The organism is Rhodococcus sp. W8901, assembly GCF_013348805.1.
GTDB lineage: Bacteria > Actinomycetota > Actinomycetes > Mycobacteriales > Mycobacteriaceae > Prescottella.
This window is the reverse complement of sequence record NZ_CP054690.1, coordinates 3,160,821-3,177,190: the sequence shown is the minus strand read 5'-3', so window position 1 is coordinate 3,177,190 and position 16,370 is coordinate 3,160,821. Positions and strand designations below refer to the sequence as shown.

At 66.9% G+C, this 16,370-nt stretch carries 14 protein-coding genes and 1 tRNA gene; 6 read left to right on the top strand and 9 right to left on the bottom strand.

Annotated elements, in window-relative coordinates; all coding sequences use genetic code 11:
* Positions 1-13: 13 nt before the first annotated feature.
* Together HUN07_RS14940 and HUN07_RS14935 are read left to right on the top strand one after the other, a co-directional pair.
* Positions 14-1,867, top strand: a complete 1,854-nt coding sequence (locus HUN07_RS14940) for an ABC transporter ATP-binding protein/permease (protein WP_174910600.1) — start codon at positions 14-16, stop codon at positions 1,865-1,867.
* Between the two features lie 428 nt (positions 1,868-2,295).
* Positions 2,296-3,927: an ABC-F family ATP-binding cassette domain-containing protein gene (locus HUN07_RS14935; RefSeq protein ID WP_174910598.1), complete on the top strand. Its 1,632-nt coding sequence runs from the start codon at positions 2,296-2,298 to the stop codon at positions 3,925-3,927.
* A gap of 100 nt (positions 3,928-4,027) precedes the next feature.
* On the opposite strand, the gene HUN07_RS14930 is transcribed toward HUN07_RS14935, so the two are convergent.
* The 6 genes from HUN07_RS14930 to HUN07_RS14910 all read right to left on the bottom strand — a co-directional run bounded on the left by HUN07_RS14930 (position 4,028) and on the right by HUN07_RS14910 (position 8,603).
* A complete protein-coding gene (locus HUN07_RS14930) occupies positions 4,028-4,357 on the bottom strand; it encodes a transglycosylase family protein (RefSeq protein WP_174910595.1) in 330 nt (109 codons plus the stop codon).
* Positions 4,358-4,790: 433 nt separating this feature from the next.
* Positions 4,791-5,450: a cysteine hydrolase family protein gene (locus HUN07_RS14925; RefSeq protein WP_174910592.1), complete on the bottom strand. Its 660-nt coding sequence runs from the start codon at positions 5,448-5,450 to the stop codon at positions 4,791-4,793.
* An 82-nt stretch (positions 5,451-5,532) separates the two neighbouring features.
* Positions 5,533-6,375 (bottom strand): IS3 family transposase, encoded by an 843-nt coding sequence (locus HUN07_RS27005; protein ID WP_254622520.1) that lies wholly within the window; start codon positions 6,373-6,375, stop codon positions 5,533-5,535.
* Positions 6,372-6,701, bottom strand: coding sequence for a helix-turn-helix domain-containing protein (locus HUN07_RS27000; RefSeq protein ID WP_254622519.1), 330 nt, complete (start codon positions 6,699-6,701; stop codon positions 6,372-6,374). The genes HUN07_RS27005 and HUN07_RS27000 overlap by 4 nt, the downstream gene beginning before the upstream one ends.
* 256 nt (positions 6,702-6,957) lie before the next feature.
* Positions 6,958-8,154 carry a lipid-transfer protein gene (locus HUN07_RS14915; RefSeq protein WP_114722823.1) on the bottom strand — a complete coding sequence of 399 codons (1,197 nt, stop codon included), beginning with the start codon at positions 8,152-8,154 and terminating at the stop codon, positions 6,958-6,960.
* Positions 8,151-8,603 carry a Zn-ribbon domain-containing OB-fold protein gene (locus HUN07_RS14910; RefSeq protein WP_174910589.1) on the bottom strand — a complete coding sequence of 151 codons (453 nt, stop codon included), beginning with the start codon at positions 8,601-8,603 and terminating at the stop codon, positions 8,151-8,153. The genes HUN07_RS14915 and HUN07_RS14910 overlap by 4 nt, the downstream gene beginning before the upstream one ends.
* 432 nt (positions 8,604-9,035) lie before the next feature.
* On the opposite strand from HUN07_RS14910, the gene HUN07_RS14905 reads away from it, so the two are divergent.
* A complete protein-coding gene (locus tag HUN07_RS14905; protein WP_254622518.1) occupies positions 9,036-9,851 on the top strand; it encodes an alpha/beta fold hydrolase in 816 nt (271 codons plus the stop codon).
* A gap of 52 nt (positions 9,852-9,903) precedes the next feature.
* Here HUN07_RS14905 and HUN07_RS14900 read toward each other — a convergent pair whose 3' ends face one another.
* Complete coding sequence (locus HUN07_RS14900) at positions 9,904-10,986, bottom strand: aldo/keto reductase (RefSeq protein ID WP_174910586.1); 1,083 nt, start codon at positions 10,984-10,986, stop codon at positions 9,904-9,906.
* A 152-nt stretch (positions 10,987-11,138) separates the two neighbouring features.
* On the opposite strand from HUN07_RS14900, the gene HUN07_RS14895 reads away from it, so the two are divergent.
* Positions 11,139-12,062 carry an AraC family transcriptional regulator gene (locus HUN07_RS14895; protein WP_174910583.1) on the top strand — a complete coding sequence of 308 codons (924 nt, stop codon included), beginning with the start codon at positions 11,139-11,141 and terminating at the stop codon, positions 12,060-12,062.
* Between the two features lie 162 nt (positions 12,063-12,224).
* On the opposite strand, the gene HUN07_RS14890 is transcribed toward HUN07_RS14895, so the two are convergent.
* Positions 12,225-12,301: transfer RNA gene (locus tag HUN07_RS14890), tRNA-Leu, on the bottom strand.
* Between the two features lie 109 nt (positions 12,302-12,410).
* On the opposite strand from HUN07_RS14890, the gene HUN07_RS14885 reads away from it, so the two are divergent.
* Together HUN07_RS14885 and polA are read left to right on the top strand one after the other, a co-directional pair.
* Positions 12,411-13,031: an ANTAR domain-containing response regulator gene (locus HUN07_RS14885; RefSeq protein WP_114722828.1), complete on the top strand. Its 621-nt coding sequence runs from the start codon at positions 12,411-12,413 to the stop codon at positions 13,029-13,031.
* Between the two features lie 81 nt (positions 13,032-13,112).
* Positions 13,113-15,851: a DNA polymerase I gene (polA, locus tag HUN07_RS14880; RefSeq protein WP_174910580.1), complete on the top strand. Its 2,739-nt coding sequence runs from the start codon at positions 13,113-13,115 to the stop codon at positions 15,849-15,851.
* Positions 15,852-15,895: 44 nt separating this feature from the next.
* Here the strand turns inward: polA and trxA are convergent, their stop codons facing one another.
* Positions 15,896-16,267 (bottom strand): thioredoxin, encoded by a 372-nt coding sequence (gene trxA, locus HUN07_RS14875; RefSeq protein WP_114722830.1) that lies wholly within the window; start codon positions 16,265-16,267, stop codon positions 15,896-15,898.
* Between the last annotated feature and the right edge of the window lie 103 nt (positions 16,268-16,370).

Below are 16,370 nucleotides of genomic sequence, written 5' to 3'. Positions count from 1 at the left end.
ATGGGGGAGCCTCATGCGAAACGAATCGATCGACTGGAACAACGAAGTCGTGGCCAGTTTGCTGTGGACCTCGAAGGCGTTCGCTATCGGCCTGGTCTGCTTCGTGGTGATCGGCGCCTTGCTCGCGCGGCACACCAGGTGGGGTCGGCAATTCTGGCGAATCACCGGAGGCTACTTCTCGACTCGGGACAGCTGGCGACCGTGGTCGCTGATCGTGGCGTTGCTGTTCCTGACGATCCTGGGAGTCCGGGTGATGGTGTTGCTCTCGTACCAGAGCAACGAGATGTACACCTCGCTGCAGTTGATTGCGCAGGGTCTCGAGGCCGGCGATGCGGCCATGCTCGACGGCGCGAAATCGATGTTCTGGCGATCGATCGTGGTGTTCACGGTGCTCGCAACCGTGCACGTCGTGCGGACGCTGCTGGCCCAGTACGTGGGGCAGGCACTCGAGATCCTGTGGCGCACCTGGCTCACCGATCGGGTCACCACCGACTGGCTGGGCGGCCGCGCCTACTACCGCGGCAGGTTCATCGACAAATCCATCGACAATCCGGACCAGCGGATCGAGGCCGACATCACCGAGGTGGCGAACACCACGCAGACCCTGTCGATGGGGCTGGTCAGTTCGGTGGTGACGGTGGTGTCCTTCACCGGGATCCTGTGGGACCTGTCCGGTCCGATGGAGATCCTCGGGGTCGAGATTCCCCGGGCCATGGTCGTGCTCGTCTACGTATACATCCTGACCGCCACCGTGATCGCCTTCTGGATCGGCCGGCCGTTGATCGCGCTGAGCTTCCTGAAGGAGCGGTTGACGGCGAACTTCCGTTACGCCCTGGTGCGTCTGCGCGACAGCGCCGAGAACGTCGCCTTCTACCGCGGAGAGGGCGTAGAGAAGCGCGGACTGCTCGGCAGGTTTGCCGGGGTGATCGTCAACGCGTGGCAGATCGTTTTCCGGACACTGAAATTCAACGGGTTCAACCTGGGCGTCAGCCAGGTCTCGGTCGTGTTCCCGATCGTCATCCAGGCGCCGCGGTTCTTCGCCGGCACCATCACCCTCGGCGATATCACCCAGAGCACACAGGCGTTCGGCCAGGTGTCGGACGCCCTGTCGTTCTTCCGTCAGTCGTACGACGTGTTCGCCGGCTATCGGGCGAGCCTGATCCGGCTCAACGGACTGCTCGACGCCGACGAGAAGTCCCGGCAACTCCCGGCCATTCGCACGGAGGGACACGACGGTTCGGTGGAACTGGACCAGGTGTCGGTCCGCACACCCGACGGACGACCGTTGATCGACGACCTGGACGTGCACCTCGAACCGGGCGAGGCGTTGCTCGTGAAGGGGCCGTCGGGCAGCGGCAAGACGACGCTGCTGCGTGCCCTCGCCGAGATGTGGCCGTTCGTCGACGGCCGGGTGCGCCGCCCGATCGGACAGGGAGCGCTGTTCCTGTCCCAGTTGCCGTATCTCCCGCTCGGGGACCTGCGCAGTGCCGTCGCCTATCCGGCGACTCCGGACGACCTGGGCGACGCGCGGATCGTCGAGGCCCTGCAGTCCGTCCAACTCGGCAACCTCGTCGGCCGTCTGGACGAGGAGGCGGACTGGGCGAAGATCCTGTCACCCGGCGAGCAACAGCGCATCGCCTTCGCCCGAATCGTGTTGATCCGCCCGCAGGCCGCGTTCCTCGACGAGGCGACGTCGGCGGTCGACGAGGGCCTCGAGTTCGCGCTGTACCACCTGATCCGGGAGCGGGTGCCGGACTGCATGCTCGTCAGCGTCAGCCACCGCAGCACCGTCGACCAGCACCACACCCGCCAGCTGGAACTGCTCGGCGACGGTCCCTGGCGCTTGTCGGCGGTGACGGTGAACTGACCCGATCGGTCGACGCTGACCTGGCTGTTGCGGCGGTGAACGGCCGAGGGCAGTGCGGTGACGACTCCCGGCGGGTGATACGGTCCGATCGTGCTTATCGAGGTCGACAGACTCTAGCCGCCGAACCATCGGCGGCCAACTTTGTGTGCGCTGCGCATCTACGCGCACGAGTCGGCCATTCTTCGTGCCGGACCATCTGGTGTCGGTCCTCGGCCTGTGGTTCGGATCCGCGATCGCCCGCTCCGCCCGTTCGGTGTGCCCAAGACGCGCACCGAGCCGACGGGTTCCGCGGCGCTCACCACCAGAGTCAGTCAGCCGCGCGGTGATACCTGCTCGGTCGTGTTCGTCCGCCTCGGGTCTGTGGAGTAGACGCAGATCCGGCGGGCCGCCGCGCCGATCGGATTGCCTTGCACACAAGGAGACAGAACATGTCAACGTCCGTCAAACCCGCGATCACCTTTCGGGACCTCACGTTCGAGTGGCCTGACGGAACAGTCGCGCTCGCAGGACTCTTCGGCACCATCGGTTCCGGTCGCACCGGACTGGTCGGCGACAACGGAGCAGGGAAGTCGACACTGCTGAAGCTGATCGCCGGAGTGCTCACACCCACGTCGGGACAGATCACGACGTCGGGCGATGTCGGCTATCTGCCGCAAACCCTGACGCTCGACCGGCAGACGCGACTGGCCGCGCTCCTCGGAATCGCCGACAAGCTGGCGGCGCTCCGTGCGATCGAGGCCGGGGAGGTCGACGATGTTCACTTCGAGGCGATCGGCGACGACTGGGACATCGAGACCCGCGCCGCTGAGGCGCTCGGTGAGATCGGCTTCTCCGCCGCTGATCTCGACCGACGAGTCGGACAGATATCCGGTGGCGAGGCCATGCTCGTCGCAATCACCGGGCTGCGCCTTCGGCACACACCGATCACGTTGCTCGATGAGCCCACCAACAACCTCGACATGTCGACTCGCGTAAAACTCGCAGAGCTGGTCGACACCTGGCCGGGAGCGCTCGTCGTCGTCAGCCACGACGTGAACCTGTTGGAACGTATGGACGACACCGCCGAACTCCACGCCGGTCGGGTAGGCGTCTTCGGCGGGCCCTACAGCGCGTGGCGCGAGCATCTCGGCCGCGAGCAGGCAGCGGCGGTTCAGGCAGCCCGATCGGCGGAACAAGCACTCAAAGTCGAGAAGCGGCAACGCGTCGAGGCCGAGACGAAGCTGGCGCGCCGGGAGCGGACCGCTCGGACAACCCAGCAGAGCGGGGGCATCCCGAAGATCCTGGCGGGAAATCGCGCGAGCAAGGCACAAGCATCGGCCGGTGCCATGCGCACCGGGCTCGACGCGAAAGTGCAGGCCGCCAAGGCGGCAGTCGATGCGGCCGCCGCACGCGTTCGGGCCGACGAACATATTCATCTGGGACTGCCGGATCCCGACGTTCCGCGCAGCCGGCGGATCGCCGAACTTCGCGGAACGAATCGTACTGTCCAGGTGCAGGGCCCGGAACGGCTCGCGGTCACCGGACCCAACGGTGTCGGCAAGACGACCCTGATCGAGGGGCTGGTCTACGGACGGCCAGCGGCACCGGGTCGTCCGAGCGGGACCTTGTTCACTGACCGAGTGGGGTACCTCCCACAACGTCTCGACGGGCTCGACGACGAGGCCGGCGCCCTCGACAACGTCCGTGCGGCGGCGCCGACCATGTCGTCGGGTGCTATCCGTAATCAACTGGCCCGCTTGCTTCTTCGAGGTGACAGCGTGGACCGCCCGGTATCCACCCTTTCGGGTGGAGAGCGCTTCCGTGTGTCGCTCGCGAAGCTTCTCCTGGCAGATCCGCCGGCGCAGATTCTGGTCCTCGACGAGCCGACCAACAACCTCGACATCCGCAGCGTCGACCAACTGGTCGATGCGCTGCGCGACTATCGGGGTGCCGTTCTGGTGGTCAGTCACGACACCGCGTTCCTCGAGCGTCTCGAACTCGACAGGGTGCTCGAACTCGACCGCAGCGGCTCTTTCCGTGAACTCGTCATCGCCTCGCCGGCGGGTCCCAGCGAAGCGTGAATCCGATGGCCGAACGGAATCGACTCTGGTGAACGCAGGAGGCGCTCTTCGTGCCGGAAATCCGGCACGAAGAGCGCCTCCTCGGCGAGCGTATTCAGGCTCAGAGGAATTGGCCGCACGACGGCCACGCACCACTGCCCTGGTTCGCCAGAACGCTCTCGGCAACCCGGATCTGCTCCTCACGCGAATTGTGGTGGGGCAGGCCGGAGCCGCCGTTGGCGTTCCAGGTCCCGGCGCTGAACTGCAGGCCGCCGTAGTAGCCGTTGCCGGTGTCCGCGCCCCAGTCGCCGCCGCTCTCGCACTGGGCGACGGCTTCCCAGTCGCCGGAGGCGGCGTTGGCCGTGCCGGTGCTCATTGCGAGTGGTGCGGCGATAAGTGCCGTGGTGGCGGCGACGGTGCCGAGTGCGCGTTTGACGGTGATGCCAGCCATAGTTGATGTCCTCTCCGTGGTGGATGGCGAGGGTTCCGGGGGCCCGTCGGTGGGCGCCGGAAGCGATTCCCTCGCTTCTGCCCTGGAAGGTCTTCGAATCCGGTCCCGCGGGGGCAGAGATGACGAGAAGCGGGACGGCGGTTGCTCGTTCGTGTCGAGCCGTTGACGACGCTAGGACGGATCGGTTTCGGCGTCACCCGTCGGTTTTTCGGTACGGCCGTCCATGATGGCGCTGTGTGGTCGGTCGTATCGGGAGGTCGGCGGGCGAAACAGCCCGGTTTCCGGGGTTGGACTCGAGTCCAAACAGTGATGAGGGTCACTGCTGGGCTGTGATGTCAGGCACATCCAGGGTGGTGCGAAATGCTCACGCGACCAGAAACGGTGCGCCGGTTACGAATTGCGCAACCGTGCAGTTTCGGCGAAAAAGACCTGTTCACGTCGCATGGAAAGCGGCGGCGATGGCTGCGGCGGGCATTACGACGACTCCGATGGACCGGGCATCGGCGAGGCGATCCAGTGTGACCTGTGACGTCGCGCCGGAGGCGAGAACGGTCCGGTAGTCGCGGGCGCTCGCGTCGAACAGCGTGGCCCGCGGGCAGTTCGGGAAATTGCAGCCGGCGACGACGACGGTGTCGACGCCGAGTCCGGCCAGGTGCTCGTCCAGCCGGGTCCGATGGAATGCGCTCCAGCGCGGCTTCCACATCACGGTCTCGGACGGGCCTACCGGCTGGAACCCGCCCTCGACAAGGAGTTTCGGATCGAGTGGCGGCGCGCCGACGGGCAGGAGACCGTCGACCACCTGCGAGCCTGTCGTGCCCGGCCGCACGAGCGGCGCGTCGTCACGGGTGATGGCCGTCCGGCGCACGAGGTCGACGTCATCGCCGTCATAGATCCGGACGACATGCACGATCGGGCGCCCGGCGCGGCGGTACGCGTCGACGATCCGGGTGAGCACGGGGAGCAAGGCTGCGGTTCCGGGAACCGGAAGCGGCCCCTCGTCCATGAAGTCGTTCTGCATGTCGATCACCACGAGCGCGGACGAATCGAGATGTGGGCGAACATGATCGTCGAGCGAGCCTGCCGCATCCGTCATGCCGTCGAACATAGCGAAAGCGCCCCTCTCCCGGTGAACTGACCCCCGGGAGTTGGACTGGCCAAGTGAGATCGTAACGGGGCTATGCGGCAAGGGCCTGAGCCCGGTATTCAACCGGGCTCAGGCCCTTCAGCGTTGAGTGGCTTCGTTCGGTGTTGAACCATGCGATGTAGTCATCGATCGCGACGGTGAGAGTGTCGACAGTGAGGAACGTGGTGTTGCAGTAGAGCTCGTCCTTCAAATGCCCGAAGAAGCTCTCCATGACCGCGTTGTCGAGGCAGTTGCCCTTGCGCGACATCGACTGGATCGCACGCCCCTTCAGCAGTCGCCGCCAGGAAACATGCTGATACTGGAATCCTTGATCGGAGTGGACAATCGGCTTCTGCCCTCGGTGCCTGGTCTTCAACGCCCGGCGCAGCGACGTGTTCGTCAACGCGAGATTCGGGGAAGTTCCGTGCGCGTGACCGATGATCTGCCGATCGAACAGATCCATCACCGTCGAGAGGTAGACCTTCTGCTCGCCGACACGAAACTCCGTCACGTCGGTGACCCACTTCTGGTTCGTCCCCGTGGTCGTGAAGTCGCGCCTCAACAAGTTCGGGGCGATCTTGCCGGGCTCGCCCTTGAACGAGACATAGCGTTTGCGACGGATCGCGCAACGCAGCCCGAGTGTGTTCATCAGCTTCAGGACGGTCTTCTTCGACAGAACCCAGTCCTCGCGGCGCAGCCGCTGGTGGATGCGGCGATGCCCGTAGCGGCCGCCGTGCCGGTCGAAGATCTGCCGGATCGCGGTCTTGAGCTCCGCGTGCTTGTCCGGCTCGGACAGCCTGGCTTGGTGGTAGAAGAACGTCGACCGCGCAAGACCGGCGATCTTCAGCAACGTGGTGAGGGAATGGACGGCCTTGAGGGCAACGACGGCATTCACCTTGTCCGTCGTTTCTCCTCCATCAAGGCCCGCAATTTTCCCAGGTACGCGTTCTCCGCCCGGAGATACTCGACCTCACGGCGAAGACGGTCCAGCTCCGTCTCCTCGCCCGTGACCGTGCTCTTGGCTGGTCGCCCCTTCGGCTTCGGCCGCAACGCATCTTCGCCGTGAGCGCGATACTCCCGAACCCACCTACGCAGCAGGACAGGCGAAGACAACCCGCCTTCCTCCGCCAGCTCCGCGAGTGTCTCGCCCGCGAGGAACCGCTGCACAAGGTCCAGTTTCAGTTCGAACGGATACACAGCAGGCGTTGCCCTCTTCGACACCAGCACTCCTCTGCCTCGGACCCGCCACCGCTGGTGCAACCTACGAATCGGATCGCGGGGCACCTCCAACGACGTCGCTACGGCCCTCGAAGCCGCACCTTTCTCGAACAACACTACTGCTGCGATGCGCTGCTCTTGCGTCAGCGAACTTCGTCTATCCAAAACACTGACCCCCGGGAGTCTGAACTGATTTCTCAGTCCAACTCCCGGGGGTCAGTTCAGTGGGAGAGGGGCGCTCGATGTCGCTGAATGTCCGTCAGACGGAGACGATCACCGACGAGCCGTGCCCGAACAGGCCCTGATTGGCGGTGATACCCACGCGAGCACCCTCCACCTGGCGGCCCTCGGCCTGGCCGCGGAGCTGCCAGGTGAGCTCGCAGACCTGCGCGAGTGCCTGTGCCGGAACGGCTTCGCCGAAGCAGGCGAGACCACCGGACGGGTTGACCGGGATGCGGCCACCGATCGTGGTGTCACCGGCACGCAACAGGTGCTCGGCCTCGCCGCGCTTGCACAGTCCCAGGTCCTCGATCCAGTCGAGCTCGACCGACGTGGCGAGGTCGTAGACCTCGGCGACGTCGACGTCCTCGGGGGAGATGCCGGCCTCCTCGTAGGCCGCGTCGCCGATCGACTCCTTGAACGTGCGCTCGGGTGCGGGCACCGCGGACGCCGACTCGGTGGAGAAGTTCGGCATGTCCATGATCGTCTGCGGGAACGTCGGCGTGACGGTCGAAATTGCCTTGATCCGAACGGGATCCACGATGCCCTTCTTGCGGGCGTACTCCATGGACGTCAGGATGATGGCGGCGCCGCCGTCGGACGTGGCGCAGATGTCGAGCAGGTGCAACGGGTCCGCGACCACCGGCGAGGCCAGCACGTCGGCCGCCGAAACTTCCTTGCGGTAGCGCGCGTTCGGGTTGTTCAGGCCGTGCTTGGCGTTCTTGACCTTGACGGCGGCGAAGTCCTCGGGGGTGGCGCCGTACAGGTCGATGCGCCGACGCGCATTGAGCGCGAAGTACGCCGGGTTGGTCATGCCCATCAGGCGGAAGCGGAGCCAGTCCGGATCGTCCCAGCGCTCGCCGGCGACCGGAGCCAGGAAGCCCTTGGGCGTCGTGTCGGCGCCAACGACCAGTGCGACGTCGGAGAGTCCGGCCAGGATCCGGGCGCGGGCGGTGTCGAGTGCCTGAGCGCCGGTGGCGCATGCGGCGTACGACGTCGCGACGCGGGCGCCGTTCCATCCGAGGGCCTGCGCGAAGGTGGCGCCGGCGACATAGCCGCCGTAGCCGTTGCGGACCGTCTCGCCGCCGACGATGAGGTCGACGTCCTGCCAGTCCACGCCCGAGTCGGCGAGGGCCGCGCGGGCGGCGGCGACACCGTACTTGACGAACGAGTGGCCCCACTTGCCCCACGCGTGCATACCGACGCCGAGGACGGCCACATCATTGTTGGTGCTCATGCCTGTACCCCGTTCTCTGCTGCAGCGACCGGCTTCCAGCGCCAGATGCTACGGTCGCCCGTCTCGTCGGTGTAGAGGGTCTCGATGACCAGTTCGACGGGGTTGCCCACCTTGAGGTCCGCGACGCCGTAGCCGTCGGCCACCTGGCCGAGCACGACGAGGCCCTCGGGCAGCTCGACCGCTGCGAGCGCGAACGGCACGTACGGATCGGTGTTCGCGATGTACGGGGCCGGCGGCTTGTACTGCGCATCGGTGTACGACCACACCATGCCGCGGCGCGACAGCTCGACATCGTCGAACTCCTCGCCGGAGCAGGCCGGGTTCTTGCAGAACGTGGTCTCCCGCGGGAACGAGATCGTGCCGCAGGACCGGCACTTGGTGCCGATCAGGGCCGGCTCCGGCCCGGTGGTGAACCAGCCCTCTACGGCCGGTGTGGCGGTGTCGCTCATGCAAACCTCATCTGCTTGTCGAGCCTGATCGGCCGGTCTGGTCGGCGACCGGCGTTGGAACGGGTTGCAGTATGGCATGAGTTAACTGATTCCCGATGTGCCGTCCCATCCACCGGACGGCGGCCCGGATCGGCGGTGCGTGGGACGGTCGGATCCCGGGGCCGCGTCCGTCCAGTGGGACTCGGGAAGCGCGGATCGACCGATCGAATCCGAACAAACGACCAAAAGCGACACCAGCTCCGGGCGTGTCGGAGCAAGCCGGCTCGGCAGCCGCCTGGCCTGGGCCGACACGGCCGCGAACTCGCAGTGTCGAAGTCCGTCACTGTTGGGCAACCGACCGTTATCGTGATTCCGACTCGTCGGAGGTGCGCTGTGCCCAGAGTGACTGTCAGGCCTGAGGATCGGGTGATCAGTCTGCGAGATGGTCGGTCGATGGGATTCGCCGACTACGGACCCGCAGACGGCTTCGTCGTGGTCAGTGCCCACGGTGGACTGTCGTGCCGCCTCGACATACGAGGGGCCGCGCCCGTCGCCGAGGCCGCCGGGATCCGGCTCATCTCACCGGATCGGCCCGGGATCGGCCTCTCGGATCCCAGCCCCGGACGCACAGTCCTCGACTGGGCCGCGGACGTGGAGGAGTTGGCCGACCACCTCGGGATCGAACGGATGGCGGTGCTCGGCTGGTCGATGGGTGGTCAGTACGCAGCGGCACTCGGATACGCATTGGCGTCGCGAATCAACCGGGTGGCGATAGTCGCGGGCGCACTGCCGCTGACCGAGGACGGCACCTTCGCGCGCTTGACGCCGATGGATCGATGGTGCACCCGGATGTCCCAACGATGTCCGTCACTGGCCGCCGCGTGGTTCCGCTCCCTGTCGGTGCTGGCATGGTCCATGCCCAAACAGTTCGCGCGGATCTCCGCCCGGACCCTCGCGCCCGCCGACGCTGAGGTCGTCCACGGCGAACTGCAGGCGTTCGCCGCAATGGCCGGTGAAGGGCTGCGCATCCCTGCCGGCGTGGTCGAGGACTACCGGGCGTGGGCGCGCCCGTGGGGGTTCTCGCCGGAGGAACTCCAGGTGCCGGTCGACGTGTGGTGGGGCGACGCGGACCGGCTCATCCCCAAGGAATGGCCGACGGAACTGGCCACCCGAATCCCCAAGTCCACCCTGAACATCGGGACCGGCGGCCATTTCATGGCGCACCTGCACTACCGGGCCATTCTCGACTCCCTGGCCGAGTCGGCGTGACCCGGTCGTGCGGGGCACAGGGTCGGTATCGGTCGGCCCTCCGTCAGCCCGGTCAGTACCGGACATCGCTCTGCAGCAGCGGTGGGTACACGGTGGACGATTCGCCGTCCACGGTGGTGCCCGCGAACTGGAGCATTGCCCGCGTGTCACCGTTCATCGGCGCCGGGTAGTTCAGGGTCGGGGCCGACACTTCGTCGAGCATGCGGAGGTGGTCGGGGCCGAGGGGCACCTCCAGGCCGGCGACGTTGTTCGTGAGGTGTTCCACTCGCCGGGCGCCGAGGATCGGGACGACGGTCCCGGACCGGGCCCGCAACCAGGCCAGTGCCACGGCCGCCGAGGTGGTGCCGAGGTCGTCGGCGATCGCGGCGACGGCGTCGATCACCACGAACTCGGCGTCGCTGGGCCCGCCGACGAACGCGGCGCGGGCGGAGTCGGTGACCTCGGTGCCGCGTCGATACTTGCCGGACAGGAACCCGTTCCGGAGCGGGCTCCACGGCACCAGTGCCATGCCCTGATCGAGGGCGAGGGGTGCGACTTCGCCCTCGACCGTGCGGGCCAGCAGCGAGTACTCGACCTCCAGCGCGATCAACGGGGTCCACCCCCGCAACAGTGCCGTGGTCTGGGCCCGAGCGGTCACCCAGGCCGGGTTGTTGGAGAACCCGATGTAGCGGGTCTTGCCGGCGCGGACCAGGTCGTCGAGGGTGCGCAGGGTTTCCTCGATCGGTGTGTGGCGGTCCCAATTGTGCAACCAGTACAGGTCGAGATAGTCGGTGCGGAGACGGCGAAGGGTCTCGTCGAGCTGGGCGATGATCGACGCGCGCCCCGCGCCGCCGCCGTTCGGGTCGCCGGGGAAGAGGTTCGCGAAGAACTTCGATGCCAGCACCACGCGCTCACGGCGACCGCGCTGGTGGGCGAAGAAGTCCCCGAGAATCTTCTCCGAGTGGCCGTTGGTGTAGAAGTTGGCGGTGTCGATGAAGTTCCCGCCGAGGTCCAGGTAGGTGGCGAGGATCTTCTCGGATTCCTCGACGCTGCAGCCGGCGCCGCCGGCGTCCTCGCCGAAGGTCATCGCACCGAGGGCGAACGGGCTGACCCGCAGCCCCGATCGGCCCAGAGTGACGTACTGATCGAGCCCCATGATCTGCTCCTTGTCCGTGTCGGAACGTGCATTCCCATCGAAACGCGAAGCGCTGGGAGGGGGGTAGACCGATTCACGAGCGGCGTTGCACGATCCTCTCGACAACGCCCCGATCGGATTGCCGGACCGCGGCGCGGATGCTTACGTGAACTGTGCGTACGACAGCCGACCTACTGGACGAGATCCGTGGCCGCATCGCGGCCCACGCGAGGCCGTATATGCGGACGCCGATCGACGGGCTGTTGCCGTCGACGGTGACCGTCGACTCGGCCACGCCGGAATATTCGCTGACCGAGCCGCTGCTGGTGGTCATGGCCCAGGGCGGAAAGCGACTCCTGCTCGGCGGCCACGTCTACGAATACCGGGCGGGGGAATGCCTGGTCGTCACCGCCGACTTGCCCGTCACCGGCCACTACATCGACATCGACGAAGGCGCGCCGTCGTTGGCCATGGGGTTGGTGCTGCGCCCGGAAGCCGTCGCCGCACTGGTACTACAGGCCCCCACCGAACGGTGGTCCCGCGGCGCGGGCGGCCAGCCGGCGATCACAACCGGCGAGACGGATGCCGATCTGCTCGACGCGGTTGCCCGGATGCTGCGACTACTCGATCATCCCGCGGACGTGCCCGTGCTCGCCCCGCTGATCGAGCGAGAGATCCTGTGGCGGCTCCTCGCCGGTCCGTACGGGGACACGCTCCGCCAGATCAGGCTGGCCGACAGCGATGTGTCGCACATCAGCCGCGCAATCCGCTGGATCCGTGACAACTACGCCGAGCCGATGCGGATCGACGACCTCGCGCGGCTGTCGAATATGAGTGCATCGACGTTTCACCGACACTTCCGGGCAGTCACGTCCATGAGCCCCTTGCAGTTCCAGAAACGGATTCGGCTGCAGCAGGCCCGCTCGATGCTTGTCGCGCACCCCGGTGACGTCGCAGGAGTCGGGCATGTCGTCGGCTACGACAGCCCCTCGCAGTTCAATCGTGAGTACCGCCGACAGTTCGGTGCCTCGCCCGGGCAGCATGCCGAAGGCCTGCGTACGAACGCCGAGTTCTCTCGCCCCGGTTCACTGTTCTGAGTCGCCGTCGAGCACCCTCTGCACGGACATCACGTCGGTCCTTGTGCCCCTCGGCATTCCGCGACGATGACCGAACGATATACCGGTCTGGTTGGCCCCGGGCCGGTCGATGACCGGGTCCGGGATGTGAAGCTGGTGCGCAGCACTCGCAGCGCACGATCTTGGTGCCCTCGGTGAGACTCGAACTCACACTGCACGGGTTTTGAATCCGTTTCCTCTGCCAATTGGGATACGAGGGCGTCTTGCGGGTTCCTACTCTAGAAGATCACGGGCCCCAGTCAAACCACCGGTACCCTCGAATCGTTCGCGCCCCGATCCGTGGGCGCCGACTGGAGGAGATTGGTGACTATGAACGCTCCCGCCACGCAGGCCACCGAACGACAGCCGCGGCGTGTGGTGGTGGCGGAAGACGAGGCGTTGATCAGGCTCGACCTGGTCGAGATGCTTCGCGAAGAGGGCTACGACGTCGTCGGTGAGGCCGGCGACGGTCAGCGTGCAGTCGAGTTGGCAGAGGAGTTGCGGCCGGATCTGGTGATCATGGACGTGAAGATGCCGCGCCGCGACGGGATCGATGCGGCATCGGAGATCGCCGCCAAACGAATTGCCCCCGTTGTGATCCTGACCGCATTCAGTCAGCGGGAGTTGGTCGAGCGGGCGCGCGATGCGGGCGCGATGGCGTACCTCGTCAAGCCGTTCTCGAAGGCGGACCTGGTGCCGGCGGTCGAGTTGGCGGCGAGCCGATTCACGGAGATCTCGTTGCTCGAACGCGAGGTTGCCAACCTCTCGGACCGGCTCGAGACCCGCAAGGTCATCGAGCGCGCCAAGGGCATGCTGATGCAGTCACAGGGGCTCTCCGAGCCCGAGGCATTCAAATGGATCCAGCGCGCGGCCATGGATCGTCGGACGACGATGAAGGCCGTGGCCGAGGTGGTCGTCGACACGCTGGGAGCCGACGCCGCGGGCGATTGAGCCCGCTGTGACCCCGCGCATCGGGCGACGCGCGGGGAGGAAGGGCGTGGCTGTCGGTCCGGCTCCCTAGACTGGTCAACCGTGAGCCCCGCATCCACGTCCTCGTCCACCGTCTCTGCTACTCCTGACGCGTCCGGCTCGGAGCGGCCGACGCTGCTGTTGCTCGACGGGCACTCGCTCGCCTACCGCGCCTTCTTCGCGCTACCCGCCGAGAACTTCAAGACGCAGAGCGGCCAGACCACCAACGCGGTCTACGGGTTCACGTCGATGCTGATCAATCTGCTGCGCGACGAGCAGCCGACGCACGTTGCGGCCGCATTCGACGTCTCCCGGCAGACCTTCCGCGCGGAGGCGTTCCCCGAGTACAAGGCGAACCGCAGCAAGACCCCGGACGAGTTCAAGGGCCAGGTCGAGGTCACCAAGGACGTCCTCGGCGCGATGGGCATTCCCGTGATGGCGATCGAGGGCTACGAGGCCGACGACATCATCGCGACGCTCACGACGCAGGCCACCGCGCTCGGCTACCGGGTGCTGGTCGTGACCGGCGACCGGGATGCGCTGCAGCTGGTGACCGACGACGTCACCGTCCTCTACCCGCGCAAGGGCGTCTCGGACCTCACCCGCTTCACCCCCGAGGCGGTCGAGGACAAGTACGGGCTCACACCGCAGCAGTACCCGGACTACGCGGCGCTGCGCGGCGACCCGAGTGACAACCTCCCCGGTATCCCCGGGGTAGGCGAGAAGACCGCCGCCAAGTGGATCCGCGAGTACGGATCGTTCGAGAACCTCGTCAACCAGGTGGACCAGGTGAAGGGCAAGGTGGGCGAGTCGCTGCGGGCGAACCTGCCCAGCGTCGTCCTCAACCGCCAGCTCACCGAGATGGTGCGCGACGTGGCGCTGCCGTACACGCCGGACCAGTTGTCGCTGGCGCCGTGGGACCGCGAACGCATCCATGCGCTGTTCGACGACCTCGAGTTCAAGGTGTTGCGCGACCGACTCTTCGCGACCCTGTCGTCCGCGGAACCGGAGGCCGAGGAGGGCTTCGAGGTGCGCGGGCGCGCCCTGACACCCGGTGAGGTGGCCGGCTGGATCGCGGACCACGCGTCGACCGGCGAGCGGCACGGGCTGTCCGTCGTCGGCGCGGGAACCCCCTACGGCGGAGACGTCACCGCGATCGCGATCGCGGCGTCCGACGGTGAGGGCGCCTACATCCCGGCCGCCACGGTGACGCCCGAGGACGAGGCGGCGCTCGTGGCATGGCTGGCGGACCCGGCGCAGCCCAAGGCGCTGCACGAGGCGAAGCGGGCGATGCACGCCCTGTGGGGGCGCGGCTGGACCCTTGCCGGACTGACCAGTGACACCGCACTCGCCGCCTACCTGGTTCGTCCCGGGCAGCGCAGCTTCAACCTCGACGACCTGTCCCTGCGCTACCTCAAGCGGGAGCTTCGCGTGGAAGAGTCGGGGCAGCAACAGCTTTCGCTGCTCGACGACGAAGAGGCAGCGGATGCCGAACAGGCCGAAGGCGAGATTCTCCGTGCTCGCGCGGTGGTCGACCTGGCCGCGGCGTTGGACACCGAACTCGCGGACATCGAGGGCACGGGACTGCTGGCCGACATGGAGCTGCCGCTGCTCGCGGTGCTGGCGCAGCTGGAGGCGACGGGCATCGCCGTCGACTCCGGTCACCTGCACGACCTGCAGAGCACGTTCGCGGCCCGGGTCGCGGAGGCGGCCGACGCGGCGTACGAGGTGATCGGCAAGCAGATCAACCTGGGCTCGCCCAAGCAGCTCCAGGTGGTGCTCTTCGACGAGCTCGAGATGCCGAAGACCAAGAAGACCAAGACCGGCTACACCACCGACGCCGACGCGCTGCAGTCGCTGTTCGAGAAGACCCAGCACCCGTTCCTCGAGCACCTGCTCGCGCACCGGGACGCGACGCGGCTCAAGGTCACCGTCGACGGACTGCTCAAGACGGTCGCGGACGACGGTCGGATCCACACCACGTTCAACCAGACCGTGGCCGCGACCGGTCGACTGTCGTCGACGGAACCCAACCTGCAGAACATCCCCGTCCGGACCGACGCGGGACGGCAGATCCGCGACGGCTTCGTCGTCGGCGACGGCTTCGAGACACTGCTCACCGCCGACTACAGCCAGATCGAGATGCGCATCATGGCGCACCTGTCGCGCGACGAGAGCCTGATCGAGGCATTCAACACGGGGGAGGACCTGCACAGTTTCGTCGGCTCCCGGGCGTTCGGTGTGCCCATCGAGGAGGTCACGCCGGAACTGCGTCGACGGGTCAAGGCGATGTCGTACGGGCTGGCGTACGGTTTGAGCGCCTTCGGCCTCGCCGCGCAGCTCAAGATCTCCACCGACGAGGCCAAGCAGCAGATGGACGCGTACTTCGCGCGGTTCGGTGGCGTGCGCGACTACCTGCACGAGGTGGTCGAGCAGGCCCGCAAGGTCGGCTACACCGAGACGCTGTTCGGGCGTCGGCGTTACCTGCCCGATCTCAACAGCGACAACCGTCAGCGCCGTGAGGTGGCCGAGCGGGCCGCACTCAACGCGCCGATCCAGGGCACGGCCGCCGACATCATCAAGGTGGCGATGATCGACGTCCAGCGTTCGCTGCAGGACGCCGGGCTCGCGTCGCGGATGCTGCTGCAGGTGCACGACGAACTCGTCCTCGAGGTCGCCACGGGCGAGCGCGAGCGCGTGGAGCAGTTGGTGCGGGAGAAGATGGCCTCGGCCATCGAACTGTCTGTGCCGCTCGAGGTGTCGGTCGGCACCGGACGAAGCTGGGACGCCGCGGCGCACTGACGTGAGCCGGTCGGCGTCCCAGAGGTTGCTGCGTCAGGCGTCGGTCAGTTACCGGACGGCGCCTGAGCGGCGATCTGCTTGCGGACCTCGTCCATATCGAGGGCCTTGACCTGGGTGATCAGGTCTTCGAGCGCGGCTGGGGGCAGCGCGCCTGCCTGGTTGAACACCAGCACACCCTCGCGGAACGCCATGATGGTCGGGATCGAACGGATCCCCGCACCAGCAGCGAATTCCTGCTCCGCCTCGGTGTCGACCTTGCCGTGGACGACGTCCGCGTGCTGCTCCGAGGAGGCCTCGAAGGTGGGGGCGAAGGAGCGGCACGGTCCGCACCACGAAGCCCAGAAGTCGACGAGGACGATGTCGTTGTCGTCGACGATCTGCTTGAAGTTCTGCTGGGTCAGAGTCTGGGTAGCCACAGGGGTCCTTTCGGGGAAGTCGTCGGGGAGTCGTCAGGATGATCGGTCCGTTGGCCCGTTCAACGCTCCCGTCCCGCGAATTCTTCCGTATGCGGAGAGCGCG